This window comes from Arthrobacter sp. CMU6, assembly GCF_059090205.1.
Window position 1 is genome coordinate 82,601 of the sequence record NZ_JBNHFL010000008.1, and the last position, 12,967, is coordinate 95,567.

Sequence of the window (12,967 nt, forward strand, 5' to 3'; positions counted from 1 at the left end):
GGAAGTTCCGAAGAACATTCCGCACATGACAGGATCCAGCAACCACGGACTGCAGCCGGATCCACCGCTTAGTTTACCGGCCGGGTTGCAATTCTGTCGAAACGGCAACAGGGCCGGTCAGGCTTCCGGAAGCAGGTCCCGGATGGCCGCCATCCCACGGTGGAGTTCGGCAAAGCCGGTGCTCAGCGGCGAAAGACCGATCCTGATGCCCTGCGGCGCGCGGAAGTCCGGGATGACATCCCGCTCCCACAGCGCCGCCGTCACCTCGCGGAAGGCGGGATGGTCAACGGTGATGTGGCCTCCGCGGCGGTCCGGATCCCGCGGCGTGGCAATCCTCACCCCGGCCGGCGCGAGCCAGGCATCGTACAGTTCCACCGCGTAGGACGTCAGTTCCCGCGACTTTTCCCGGACGGCAGCCATGCCGGCCTCTTCAATCAGGTCCAGCGTGCCGCGCATGGCGATCATTCCGAAGATGGCCGGCGTGCCGCTCAGGAAACCGCGGATGCCGGCGGCCGGCTCGTAGCCCGGTCCCATCTCGAACGCATCCTTCCTGCCCATCCATCCCCAGATGGGCTGCGCGAGTCCGGGCAGGTGCCGGTCATTGACGTAGGCGAAGGCGGGCGAACCCGGTCCGCCGTTCAGGTACTTGTAGGTGCAGCCCGCGGCAAAGTCCACATTCCAGGCGTCCAGCTGCAGCTCTACTGACCCGGCGGAATGGCACAGGTCCCAGACCACCAGGCCGCCTGCGTCGTGCACTGCCGCCGTGATGGCCGGCAGGTCTGCGAGATACCCCGAGCGGTAGGCCACGTGGCTGAGGAGGACGACGGCGGTGGCCGGCCCCAGTGCCTCCCTCACCTGTTCGAGGTGGACACCCGAGGCGGGATCCGCCTCGATCCAGCGCAGGGTCAGGCCCTCCTCCTTGGCGATGCCCTCGACGAGGTAGCGGTCAGTGGGAAAGTTGTCCGTGTCCACCACGATCTCAGTCCGCGCGGGATCCCCGACGGCTGCCACGGCGGCACGGATCAGCTTGTACAGCACCACGGTGGTGGAGTCGGCGATGATGGTCTGGCCCGCGGCGGCGCCCAGCACGGCACGCCCCAGCTGGTCGCCGATGGCCTGGGGCATGTCCAGCCATTCCTCGTCCCAGCCCCTGATCAGGCGCCCGCCCCATCCCTCCTGGATAAAGGCGGTGATGTCTCCGGCGGTCCGCTTGAGCGGGCGTCCCAGGGAGTTGCCGTCGAGGTAGGACAGTTCTGTGTCCGCGCCGACGAACAGGTCCCGGTACCGGGCGAGGGGATCTTCGGCGTCGAGGCGGGTGGCCTTTTGAAGCAGCGCGTCGGCTGCCTGCGTGGTCACTGTCCGATCTCCGTACGGACGGCGAACAGCTCCGGAAAGAACGTCAGCTCAAGGGCCTTCTGCAGGAACGCTGCCCCGGTGGAGCCGCCGGTGCCTGTTTTCATGCCGATGGTGCGCTGCACGGTGCGCAGGTGCCGGAACCGCCACAGCTGGAAGTTGTCCTCCAGGTCAACCAGCTCCTCGCATGCCTCATATGCGCCCCAGTTCTGCGCGGCATTCTCGTAGATGTGCTTGAACAGAGGCACCAGACCGGGCTCGAACTCATGCGCCCGGGTCACATCCCTGTTCAGGACCTCCTGAGGAACCTCGAAGCCCTGGCGGTGCAGGTAGGCGAGGAATTCGTCGTAGATGCTCGGCGCGTGCAGGACTTCGGTCAGCAGGGCGTGCGCTTCGGGATCGGACTCGAAGACGGGAAGCATTTTCCTGTTCTTGTTGCCCAGCACGAATTCCACGGCACGGTACTGGCTGGACTGAAATCCGGAGGAATTGCCCAGGAACCCGCGGAATTCCGCGTACTCGGTGGGTGTCAGCGTGGCCAGGACTGACCACTGCTCGGTGAGGGTCTTCTGGATGTGCTTGACCCGCGCGATGCCCTTCAGTGCCGAGCCGAGGTCATCGGACCGCAGCCACTTGGCGGCGCTGCGGAGCTCGTGGAGCACCAGCTTCAGCCACAGCTCCGTGGTTTGGTGCTGGATGATGAACAGCAGTTCGTCATGGTGTTCCGGGACGCTGACGGGCTGCTGGGCGCTGAGCAGCGTGGGCAGTTGAAGGTAGGACGCGTAACTCATGCGGGAACTGAAATCGCGCACAATCCCCTTGTCCAGTTTCCTGGTGTTCTTCTCTACGGTCACAGCGTCGCCTTCCTTGCCAATACTGTGTGGTGCGGAACCGCCCGGTGCAGTCCCGCGTCAGCGCTTGAGCAGGATGTCGTGCGTCTGCAGGACGTCCTGGCGCATCTGCTCCACGAGGGCTTCAGGCCCACGGTATGCCACCATGCCGCGGAGCCGGGCCACGAACTCCACGACTACTGTCTGGCCGTACAGATCGAAGTCCTCGATGCGCTCCTCGGGCCTGTCGATGACGTGCGCCTCCACCTGCCGGCTCACGCCGTCGAACGTGGGGTTGGAGCCGACGGAAATGGCGGCAGGCCAGCGCGTCCCGGCCTCGTCCACGAGCCAGCCCGCGTAGATGCCGTCCGCAGGGATCAGGCCGCTTGCATCGCTGGAAAGGTTGGCGGTGGGGAAACCAAGGTCCCGGCCGCGCGCGGCGCCGTGGACCACCTCGCCCCGCATCCGGTGTGCGCGGCCCAGGACAGCGGCGGCGGTGGCGACGTCCCCATCACGGAGCGCCTCGCGCACCCAGGTGGAGGAACAGCGGCGGTCCGTCCCGCCGTCGTCGTGCAGCGGGAAACCTTCGGAGCCGAACTCGCTGATCACCAGCACCTCGAAGCCGAACTTCTCCCCCAGCTCCTGCATGGTGTTCAGGTCTCCGGAGTTGCCTTTGCCGAACCGGGTGTCGTGGCCGATCACCACATGGCTGGCGTGAAGGCTGTCCACCAGGACCGAGCCGACGAACTCCTCCGGGGTGAGGCTGGCGAGCTCGAGGGAGTACTTCATCACCAGGACGGCGTCCAGGCCCAGCTCGCCGAGCGCCTGGAGCTTGTCCTCCAGGCCCATGATCAGCTCGGGCGCGCTTTCCGGCCGGTGGACCAGGGCCGGATGGGGGTCAAACGTCACGGCAACCGACCGGGCACTGTTCAGCCGCGCCGTCCTGATGAGCTGGGACAGCACCTGCTGGTGGCCGCGATGGACGCCGTCAAAATTGCCGATAGTGACAACGGAAGGACCAAAGTCTTCGGGGACCTCGGTCGGATCATTCCAGATGTGGACCATCAACCTCGCCTTTTACTGCCTGCCAGAACTTGCTCCCGGCGCGCTCAGGAGCCGGAACTCTCTAAGGTTACCCGGAATCCCTGCCAGTGACGGACGGCCAGGGTGGCCTACCGCCTCCATGGACGCCCGGCTAGGATGCAAAGGCAGCCGCCGGGCAGTGCCGCCCTGGGCCTTCAGAGTTTCATTCGTGTTTTGACCGCAAGGATCGCCTGCGACAGGAGCGGGCCGGGAGGAGCCACGCCATGAGTGACATCCGGGAGCTGCTGGGACAGATCCCCGTCGAACAGATTGCGTCCCTGCTGGGGACTGATATCGGCTCCGCGCAGGCCGCCGTCGAAGCCGCCGTGCCCACGCTGCTTGCCGGAATGCAGAGCAATGTCCAGGCGCCCGATGGTGCCGCGGCGCTGGAATCCGAACTGGCCAGGCACCGGAACGGACTGGCCGACGGCGGGGTGGACCCGTCGCAGGTGGACACCGGGGACGGCGAAAAAATCGTTGGCCATGTCTTCGGCGGCCAGCAGGACCAGGTTGCCAACCGCCTCGCCGGAACAGCCAACCTCGGAGGCGTCGGCGGAGACCTCGTCCGCAGGCTGCTGCCCATCCTCGCCCCCATCGTCATGTCCTACTTGGCCAAGAAGGTCCTCGGCGGCGGACAGGACTCCGGCGCACAGCCGTCCCCGGCCGGAGGCGGCGGAATTGACTTGGGAAGCATCCTCGGAGGGATCCTGGGCGGCGGCCTAGGTTCAGGCGGGCAGGGTGCCGGCCGGCTCGGTTCAGGCGGCCTCGGCGATATCCTGGGCGGCATTCTGGGCGGCAGCCCGCAGCCGCAGCAGGCTCCGCTGACCGAGCAGGACCAGCGACCGTCCACGCAATCCGGCTCTGCACCGGCTACGGACAGTTCAGCGCTACCGGCGCACCGCTCTGTGACACCCGGTGAACTGATCGAGGTGGACCTGTCCGACGAGAACCGCTAGCTCCGGGACGTCCGGCAGTCAGAAACGGTGGTTCCTAGACCGTCCGGGGTGCCGGCCGGCGTCGGTAGAGCCAGATGAGGCCCAGGACCGGCAGGATCAGCGGAACGAAGGCATAACCGCGGCCAAACGCGGACCACACGGTCTCGTGCGGGAACTGCACAGAATCGAACAGGCTCAACGCCCCCACGATGATGACGCCGACCAGTTCCACCAGGACGGCGACCAGCGAGACCTTGAACCAGGTGCGGCCCGCCTTGGCCAGAGACACCGTGGCCACGACGTAGACGACGGCGGCGAAGGCGGAGAGCAGGTAGGCCAGCGGGGCCTCGGAGAACTTGGTGATGATCTGGTAGCCCGCCCGTGCCGTGGCGGAAATGGCAAAGATGGCGTAGACGGCGATGAGGAGCCGGCCGGGACCGGTGTTCCTCGTGTCGGCGGGGCGCTTGCCGGTGTGTTCGGACGTATCAGTCACGTTTCGTGCTTCTTCCACTTCAGTACCAGATCTGATTCATGCGGGCGGCCATGACGAGGGCCGTAACTCCGACGGCGGCCAGGACGAAGTTGCTCCAGCGGGTCCGTTCCAGGATGGACCAGTACACCGCAGCCACCGGCAGCAGGAGGGCGGTGGCGAGGTAGCCCCAGAATTCCCAGGCCTCCCCGGCGATCTGTTCCCCCGCGATGACCCGGACGATGGAGCCCACCAGGTAGACCAGAAGGGCCAGTTCGACGGCGGCAACCGAGAGGATGGTGATGTCGTTCGGGGCCTTCTTCATGATGCCTGCCGCCACACAGATGAGGGTGGACAGCAGGCCGACCGCCAGGATGATGTAGAAATACGCGTCCAACGCTAGGCCTGCCCGCCGCCGTCGGCATGGGAACCGTCCGCAACGCCGGCGGCGGCACCGGAACTGCCGGGGCCCGTTCCCGGGGCGAAGACCAGCACGGGTTTGGCGAAGCTTCCGCTGTCCGCGAGCAGCGCCACCAGCGACCCGTCAGGCGCGAACGCGGCTGCGGGCTTCTCCGCGGTGGCGGCGGCCGGTGTGCCCGCCGCGGCTCCGGCTGCGATACGCCGGCCGAAGGAAATCTCGGTGGTTTCGTCGGCGCTCAGTTCCCGGTTGGGCATCAGCGCCCTGGCCGCCTGCGACATTTCCAGGATTTCGAGGTCTTCGGCGAGCTGTTCGAGGGTGCGCGCCTGGTCCAGCGAGTAGGGCCCCACGTTTGTCCGCCGCAATGCGGTCAGGTGTCCGCCGACGCCGAGGGAGTTGCCGAGGTCCCTGGCGAGGGCGCGGATGTAGGTGCCCGAGGAGCATTCCACCGTCACGTCGACATCCACCACATCCGTGTCGTGTCCGACGGCCTGGTCCCGGCGGATTCCGTGGATGTCGAAGCGGTGGATGGTGACCGGCCGGGCAGCCAGCTGGACATCTTCCCCGGACCGGACGCGTGCATAGGAGCGTTCACCGTTGACCTTGATGGCACTGACGCTGCTGGGAACCTGCTGGATCTCCCCCGTCAGGGACTCCACGCCGGAGCGGATGGAGTCCTCGGTCAGGGACGCGGCACTGGCCCGACTCACAACTTCGCCCTCGGCGTCATCGGTGATGGTTGATTCCCCCAGCCGAATGGTTGCCGTGTAGGTCTTGGACGTGCCCACGATGTACGTGAGGAGCCGCGTGGCCTTGTTGATGCCGAGCACCAGCACGCCGGTGGCCATGGGATCCAGCGTTCCCGCGTGGCCCACTTTCCGGGTACCGGCGATCCGCCGCATCCGTCCAACCACATCATGGCTGGTCCATCCTTGCGGCTTGTCCACTATTACCAGTCCAGAAAGCACGCCTATCAGTATATCGGGGACGCGGCGGCGGTATTGGGACGCAGCGGGGCCGCGGCAGGCCCGGCGCTAGGATGGCAGTCATGCCCGAGCTTTCCGCGCACATACGCGACGTCCCCGTCAACCAGATCCGCGAGATCACCGAGGCCGCGTGGCGCACGCCCGGGGCGCTGATCCTGAGCATCGGGGAACCCGGGTTCCCGCTCCCCCGCCATGTTCTGGATGCCGGAATCGCGTGCCTGGACCGGGATGAGACCAACTACACTCCGAACGCCGGCATCCGGCCGCTCCGGGAAGCTTTCGCCGCCAGGTTCCGGGAACAGTCCGGCGTGGACATCGGGGCGGACCGCGTTTACGTGGTCGACGGCGCCCAGCAGGGCCTGCACTTCGCCATGAGCCTGCTGCTCGCACCCGGCGACGAAATCCTTATTCCCAATCCGGGCTATCCCACATTTGCCATGACCAGCCGGCTGCTGCATGCCGTCCCCGTGGAATACCCCCTTTACCCCGCGCACGACTTCCAACCCCGGATCGCGGACATCGAGGCGCTCATCACGGACCGGACGCGCGTGCTCATGCTGAACTCGCCGTCGAACCCCCTGGGCGCGGTCCTCCGGGAAGACCTGACCCGGGAACTGGTGGAACTGGCCCGCCGCCACGACCTGTGGATCATCTCCGACGAATGCTACGAGGCCTTCACGTACGACGTCCCGCACGTGAGTCCTGCCCGGTTTGACAGCAACGCCCCCGGCAAGGCACGCGTGTTCACGTCACTGACCCTGTCCAAGACGTACGGGCTCACCGGTCTGCGCATCGGAGCTCTGGTGTGCCCGCCCGGCCTGGAGCAGCGGATGAACAACGTCATGGAGGCGATTGTCTCCTGCGTGGCCTCGCCGTCGCAGTACGCGGCGCTCGCCGCGCTGACCGGTCCGCAGGACTATGTGTCGCAGGCTCACGCGCACTACCGTGCCAACCGCGACGCGGCGTCGGCTGTGTTGGCAGAGAAGGGCATTCCCTTCCTGAGCGCGCAAGGGGCGTTCTACCTGTGGGCGGACGTCTCGCATGTGAGCGGCGGAAACGTCCGGGCCTGGGTCAAACAGTTCCTCGCCGATGCCGGCGTCTCCTTTGCTCCGGGAACCGCCTTTGGCTCCATCGGCGAGGGCTGGATCCGAATCGCCTTGTGCGGCGACCAAAGCGAACTGGTCGAGGGCGTGGGCAGGCTCCCCCGAAGGTAGCGCCCGGCCCCGCAGAAGGTATCAGTAGTCGGTGCGTTCGGCGTTGTTGCGCCAGGCCTCAAAGGGGTTGTCCGACGTCGGAACCGGGGTGTGGCTGACAGGCAGCAGTTCCGGCCGGGAACCGCCGAAGTATTCGTAGAAGAGGGCGTCGTCGAATCCCGCGGCGGCGGCGCCGTGCCGGTCGGCGGCGAAGTACACCCGGTCGATCCGCGCCCACAGCGCAGCAGCCAGGCAGAGCGGGCACGGTTCGCAGCTGGCGTACAGGACAGCACCGGTGAGATCAAAGTTCCGGCTCTCCGCAGCGGCGGCCCGTATGGCCACCACCTCAGCATGGGCTGTGGGGTCGTTGTCCCGCGTGACGCGGTTGACCCCTTCGTGGACGGTGCCGTCGGCTGTCACCACCAGCGCACCAAAGGGACCGCCGCCTGCCGCGACGTTCCGTTGGGCCAATGCCACAGCCGCGGTCAGGTATTCGGTCACGTCTGCTGCTGATGGGTTGGCGCGCATGGTCTGATCATAGCCAGCCGGATGGCGTCGCGGGACAGCCGGATTGCGTCCGTTCGTGTTGGCATCACGCCTGGCAACACGCCGTCGACACGCCCCGAGAGCCGGGCTTAGAATACCCGCGTCGGGGGACCCGATTTCCGGACCACATATCGGTCTCAATGTTCTGGATGCGCACCATTGACATTGGAGACAGTATGGAAAAGCAACGAGCACTTTTGGCGGCTGTCGCGGCTGCCTCACTCCTCTTGTCGGCGTCCCCGGCGGGCCACGCGGCCCCGGCAGGCGCGGCGGCCGAGAGCCAGCCCGCACCCGCCGTGCTTGCCAAGGGCCTGCTGAGCCCGCTCCACCTCAGCGACGGACAGGACGGTTCGGTCCTGGTCAGCGAGGAATTCGCGGGGCAGCTGACGAAAGTCGCCCGGGACGGCAGCAAATCGGTGGTCTACCGGAACGCGGCCTGGGATGTGGCCGGCAGCGACCGCCGCGGCCGCACCATATATCTGGCCGAAAGCCAGGGCGCCGGCCCCATGGATCCGAGGCCGCTGGCCGGACACATCAGGAGCATTGGTGCCGACGGCAAGCACCGCACCTTCGGCGACCTTGCTGCCCTGGAAAACAAGCACAACGCCGACGGCGGCACCAGCTACGGCTTCAGGGACCTTCCCGCTGCCTGCGCTGCGAAGCTGCCGAAGGACGTCCCGGTCTCCTACAAGGGCCAGATCGATTCGCATCCCTATGGAATCGATGTTTACGGCGACACCATCTACGTCGCCGACGCCGGAGCCAACTCCATCGTGTCGGTGGACGTGGACTCGGGCAAGGCCGAAACCGTTGCCGTGCTGCCGGCCCGGCCGCACACGTTCACGGCCAACGAGGCCGCGGCCCTCAAACTTCCGGGCTGCATCGCCGGCCACACCTACCGCTTCGAGCCCGTGCCCACCGACGTCAAGCGCGGACCGGACGGTTGGCTGTATGTCTCCGTGCTGCCCGGCGGCCCGGAGGACCCGGTGCTGGGTGCCCGCGGAGCGGTGTACAAGGTCAATCCCCACAATGGTCGCGTGAAGCTGTTCGCTGACGACGTGATGTCACCCACCGGCCTGGACATGGACGACGACGGGCACGTGTACGTCGCGTCCCTGTTCGGCAAGGGCGTGCTGCGGCTCTCTGCCCACTCAGGCAAGCAGACTGTGGTGCTGCCGGGAATGCTTACGGCAGACGTCGACATCAGGGGCGAGAGCATCTACGCGACGGTCAACTCGCTGCCCGCGCCGAATGCGGCACCGGATGGGCGCGTCGTGAAGGCCCCGCTCGATGACTGACAAAGTATTCAACGACTGACAAAGTAGCGGTTCAAAAAGAAAAGGTGCGGCCGGATCGAAGAGATCCGGCCGCACCTTTACTGTGCCTGTTGGCCTGGGGCTGTGCTGTGCAGAACCTGGAAGGCTAGCGGTTCCGGTCCTCGTCGATTGTCGCGTCGTCGGCCGGGTCGAGGTCCTCTTCGTCGAAGTCGTCTTCGTCGATTTCCACGTCCGGCTGGACGTCGCTCTTGTACGGGTCGGCGTCACCGGCGTGCTTGGCCTTCTCGGCCAGGGCAGCCACTTCGGCGTCGCGCCGCTTGGCCTCCCGGAGCAGTTCCTCCAGGTTGGAGGCGTTCACCGGAATCTGGTCGGCCACGAACTCGAGTGTGGGAGTAAGCCGGGCGGTGATGTTGCGGCCCACTTCCTGCCGCAGCACGCCCTTGGCCTTCTCCAGGCCCCTGGCGGCGTCAACCTGCACGGTCTGGTCACCGAACACGGTGTAGTAGATGGTGGCATGCTGCAGGTCATTGGTCACCCGTGCATCAGTGACAGTAATGCCCTCAAGCCGGGGATCTTTGACCTTCCGGCCCAAAGCTTCGGCAACAACAACCTTAATCCGCTGCGCCATCTTGGCAGCGCGTGCCGGATCAGCCATTTTTACTCCTAAAAATTGAGGTACGACGGCGCGAGGGCGGCTTGGCTTCTTGGGTTGCCTTTGCTGCCGCGCACCTGAGGTGAGTCTAAGACGATGCCGGAGAGTTTTGGGGGCGCCCGGGAGTGGCATCGGGCCTGCCGGAGCTGGGCGCGCTAGGGATCGAAGATCCCAAGCCGCCCAGCGTAGGGGCGGGGCGCCCCCAAAACTCGGGGGCTCCCGGGTCGGGCGACAGTGCGGGGCCGCCAGGAAAAACCCAACGGCCCCACACCTCTAGCGCTAAGACAACCTAGACGCGCGGCTTCTCGCGCATCTCGAAGGTCTCGATGATGTCGCCCTCGGTGATGTCGTTGAACGAGCCAAGTCCGATACCGCACTCGAAGTCCGTGCGGACCTCGGTGACGTCGTCCTTGAAGCGCTTGAGCGTCTCCACCGTGAGGTTGTCGCCAATGAGCTTGCCGGCGCGGCTGATGCGGGCCTTCGTGTTGCGTCGGATGGTACCGGTGCGCACGATGGAACCTGCAATGTTGCCGAACTTGGAGGACCGGAACACTTCGCGGACCTCGGCCGTGCCCAGCTGGACCTCCTCGTACTCCGGCTTGAGCATGCCCTTGAGGGCCAGCTCGATGTCATCGATTGCCGAGTAGATGACGGAGTAGAAGCGCATGTCCACGCCTTCGCGGTCTGCCAGTTCGGCAACACGCTCGGCGGGCTTGACGTTGAAGCCGATGATGACAGCGCTGTCGACCGTTGCCAGGTTGACGTCGTTCTGCGTGATCGCACCGACACCGCGGTGGATGACGCGGAGCTGAACGCCTTCGCCGACGTCGATCTTGAGCAGCGCGTCTTCGAGTGCTTCCACGGCACCGGACACGTCACCCTTGAGGATGAGGTTGAGGGTGTCGATCTTGCCTTCGGCGACGGCCTGGTCGAAGTCTTCCAGGCTGATGCGCTTGCGGCGCTTGGCGAGCTGAGCGTTTCGGTCGGCCGCTTCACGCTTTTCGGCGATCTGGCGGGCCGTACGCTCGTCGGTGGTCACCAGGAAGGTGTCACCGGCACGCGGCACATTGGACAGTCCGAGGACCTGAACCGGACGCGACGGCAGTGCGACGTCGAGGGCTTCGCCGTCTTCGTCGAACATGGCACGTACGCGGCCGTGGGCCGTACCGGCCACGATCGTGTCGCCGACCGCGAGGGTACCGGACTGCACCAGGACGGTGGCCACGGAACCGCGGCCCTTGTCCAGGTTCGCTTCGATGGCGATGCCTCGCGCAGCCTTGTCCGGGTTGGCCCGAAGGTCCAGCGCGGCGTCGGCGGTCAGCAGCACGGCGTCGATCAGTTCGTCGATGTTGATGTTCTGGCGGGCAGATACCTCAACGAACATGGTGTCGCCACCGTATTCTTCCGGAACCAGGCCGTACTCGGTCAGCTGACCCTTGACCTTGTCAGGGTTCGCGCCTTCCTTATCGATCTTGTTCACGGCCACGACGATCGGCACGTTGGCCGCCTGGGCGTGGTTGAGTGCTTCAACGGTCTGCGGCATCACGCCGTCGTCGGCAGCCACAACCAGGATGGCGATGTCCGTGACCTTCGCACCACGGGCACGCATGGCGGTGAACGCCTCGTGGCCCGGGGTATCGATGAAGGTGATGTCGCGCAACGCGCCCTCGTGCTCATGGCTGATCTGGTAGGCACCGATGTGCTGGGTGATGCCGCCATGCTCGCCGGCAACGACGTCGGAGTTACGGATCGCGTCCAGAAGCCGGGTCTTACCGTGGTCAACGTGACCCATAACGGTAACTACCGGCGGACGCGCCTCAAGCTCTTCGTCGCCTTCTGCCTCGAGTTCAGCCTCGACGTCGATATCGAAGGCGCTGAGCAGTTCGCGCTCCTCGTCCTCCGGGGAAACGACCTGCAGCTTGTAGCCGAGTTCCTCACCCAGGAGTGCAAAGGTGTCCTCGTCCAGCGACTGGGTTGCCGTTGCCATTTCACCGAGGTGGAAGAGCACGGTAACCAGTGCGGCGGGGTTCGCCTCGATCTTGTCAGCGAAGTCCGTGATGGACGATCCACGGCGCAACCGGATAACGGTGTTGCCGTCGCCGCGGGGTACGCTCACGCCACCCAGCGACGGTGCGCTCATCTGCTCAAGTTCCTGGCGCTTTGCGCGCTTCGACTTGCGCTGCTTGCCGCGGCCAGCGCCGCCCTTGCCGAACGCACCCTGGGTGCCACCGCGACCGCGGCCACCCTTGCCGAAGCCACCGCCGGCCGGAGCACCGCCGCCGGCACCGGGACCGCCGGTTCCGGGAGCGCCGGGACGGCCGGGGCCGCGTCCGCCGCCACCCGGACGGCCGGCACCTGCAGGTGCGGGACGCTCGGTGCGGTTAGGCATCATGCCAGGCGTGGGCCGGTTTCCGCCGGCACCCGGACGGGGCCCGCCGGGACGGGGTCCACCTGCGCCGGCTGCGGGACGCGGGCCGGGCGTAGCGCCCGGCCGCGGAGCACCGGGGCGGGGTCCGCCTGCACCGGCTGCCGGACGCGGACCGCCGGGACGTTCGCCGTCAGTGCGGCCGCCGCCGGGACGGGGCATGCCCTGGGAAGTTGCAAACGGGTTGTTGCCCGGGCGCGGCGGACGTTCGCCGTCTCCCCCACGGCCGCGGGGCATGCCCTGGGACGTGGCGAAGGGGTTGTTGCCGGGACGCGGGCCGCCGGGACGCGGAGCGCCACCCGGACGTGAGGGGGTCTCAGCCTTCGGCGCGGGACGTGCTCCCGGCTTGGCACCGGTGGAGGGCGCAGCAGGCGTTTTGGCAGCCGGAGCTGCCGGCGCGGCGGGAGCAGCCGGAGCTGCGGGCGCCTCGGCTTTGGGGGCCGGTGCCGGTGCGGGGGCCGGAGCAGGCGCCGCAGCCTTGGGGGCAGCGGGGCCGGGAGCCGGCGCGGGACGGGTCTCTGCCGGCTTCGCCGGGGACTTGGGGGCGGCTGCGGGGGCTTCGGACTTCGAAGCGGCGGCAGCCGGGAACGCGTTGCGGAGTTTCCGCACCACGGGGGCCTCAATGGTGGAAGAGGCGGAGCGAACGAATTCGCCCAGTTCCTGCAGTTTGGTTACTGCATCTTTGGAAGTAATACCGAGCTCTTTTGCAAGCTCATGTACGCGGACCTTGGCCACATTTCTCCTGTCTCGGTCCGCACCGAGCCAGGCACGAACCGTCTACTTCTTACTGCGGGCCCCCG

Annotated in this window: 12 protein-coding genes; 3 read left to right on the forward strand and 9 right to left on the reverse strand. The window is 66.7% G+C overall.

Translation table 11 applies throughout. The annotated features are described in order from the left end of the window. Window positions 1-117 precede the first annotated feature (117 nt). From kynU to AC5RWD_RS07525, 3 genes are read right to left on the reverse strand one after another with little or no spacing between them, the layout of a single operon-like run. Window positions 118-1,356, reverse strand: a complete 1,239-nt coding sequence (gene kynU, locus AC5RWD_RS07515) for a kynureninase (protein WP_494019417.1) — start codon at window positions 1,354-1,356, stop codon at window positions 118-120. Next, window positions 1,353-2,207 carry a tryptophan 2,3-dioxygenase gene (gene kynA / locus AC5RWD_RS07520; protein WP_494019418.1) on the reverse strand — a complete coding sequence of 285 codons (855 nt, stop codon included), beginning with the start codon at window positions 2,205-2,207 and terminating at the stop codon, window positions 1,353-1,355. The genes kynU and kynA overlap by 4 nt, the downstream gene beginning before the upstream one ends. 57 nt (window positions 2,208-2,264) lie before the next feature. Continuing rightward, the gene (locus AC5RWD_RS07525) at window positions 2,265-3,248 is read right to left on the reverse strand and encodes a bifunctional riboflavin kinase/FAD synthetase (RefSeq protein WP_494019419.1); all 984 of its coding nucleotides are present in this window, start codon (window positions 3,246-3,248) and stop codon (window positions 2,265-2,267) included. 242 nt (window positions 3,249-3,490) lie between these two features. Here AC5RWD_RS07525 and AC5RWD_RS07530 point away from each other — a divergent pair, with 242 nt between their 5' ends. Continuing rightward, the gene (locus AC5RWD_RS07530; RefSeq protein ID WP_494019420.1) at window positions 3,491-4,222 is read left to right on the forward strand and encodes a DUF937 domain-containing protein; all 732 of its coding nucleotides are present in this window, start codon (window positions 3,491-3,493) and stop codon (window positions 4,220-4,222) included. Between the two features lie 34 nt (window positions 4,223-4,256). On the opposite strand, the gene AC5RWD_RS07535 is transcribed toward AC5RWD_RS07530, so the two are convergent. Genes AC5RWD_RS07535 through truB form a run of 3 tightly spaced genes read right to left on the reverse strand, consistent with a single transcriptional unit; the run spans window position 4,257 to window position 6,056 of the window. Continuing rightward, window positions 4,257-4,712 carry a hypothetical protein gene (locus AC5RWD_RS07535; RefSeq protein WP_494019421.1) on the reverse strand — a complete coding sequence of 152 codons (456 nt, stop codon included), beginning with the start codon at window positions 4,710-4,712 and terminating at the stop codon, window positions 4,257-4,259. Window position 4,713: 1 nt separating this feature from the next. Next, window positions 4,714-5,067, reverse strand: coding sequence for a hypothetical protein (locus AC5RWD_RS07540; protein ID WP_494019422.1), 354 nt, complete (start codon window positions 5,065-5,067; stop codon window positions 4,714-4,716). A gap of 2 nt (window positions 5,068-5,069) precedes the next feature. Beyond that, the gene (gene truB / locus AC5RWD_RS07545) at window positions 5,070-6,056 is read right to left on the reverse strand and encodes a tRNA pseudouridine(55) synthase TruB (protein WP_494019423.1); all 987 of its coding nucleotides are present in this window, start codon (window positions 6,054-6,056) and stop codon (window positions 5,070-5,072) included. An 80-nt stretch (window positions 6,057-6,136) separates the two neighbouring features. Between truB and AC5RWD_RS07550 the strand changes: the two genes are divergently transcribed. After that, entirely contained in the window at window positions 6,137-7,288 is a 1,152-nt protein-coding gene (locus tag AC5RWD_RS07550) for a pyridoxal phosphate-dependent aminotransferase (RefSeq protein ID WP_494019424.1), read from the forward strand. Between the two features lie 21 nt (window positions 7,289-7,309). Here the strand turns inward: AC5RWD_RS07550 and AC5RWD_RS07555 are convergent, their stop codons facing one another. Next, window positions 7,310-7,795: a nucleoside deaminase gene (locus AC5RWD_RS07555; RefSeq protein ID WP_494019425.1), complete on the reverse strand. Its 486-nt coding sequence runs from the start codon at window positions 7,793-7,795 to the stop codon at window positions 7,310-7,312. A 194-nt stretch (window positions 7,796-7,989) separates the two neighbouring features. Here AC5RWD_RS07555 and AC5RWD_RS07560 point away from each other — a divergent pair, with 194 nt between their 5' ends. Then, window positions 7,990-9,111, forward strand: coding sequence for a ScyD/ScyE family protein (locus tag AC5RWD_RS07560; protein ID WP_494019426.1), 1,122 nt, complete (start codon window positions 7,990-7,992; stop codon window positions 9,109-9,111). 124 nt (window positions 9,112-9,235) lie between these two features. On the opposite strand, the gene rbfA is transcribed toward AC5RWD_RS07560, so the two are convergent. Beyond that, window positions 9,236-9,745 carry a 30S ribosome-binding factor RbfA gene (gene rbfA / locus AC5RWD_RS07565; RefSeq protein WP_494019427.1) on the reverse strand — a complete coding sequence of 170 codons (510 nt, stop codon included), beginning with the start codon at window positions 9,743-9,745 and terminating at the stop codon, window positions 9,236-9,238. Between the two features lie 286 nt (window positions 9,746-10,031). Beyond that, a complete protein-coding gene (gene infB, locus AC5RWD_RS07570) occupies window positions 10,032-12,902 on the reverse strand; it encodes a translation initiation factor IF-2 (protein WP_494019428.1) in 2,871 nt (956 codons plus the stop codon). Window positions 12,903-12,967 lie beyond the last annotated feature (65 nt).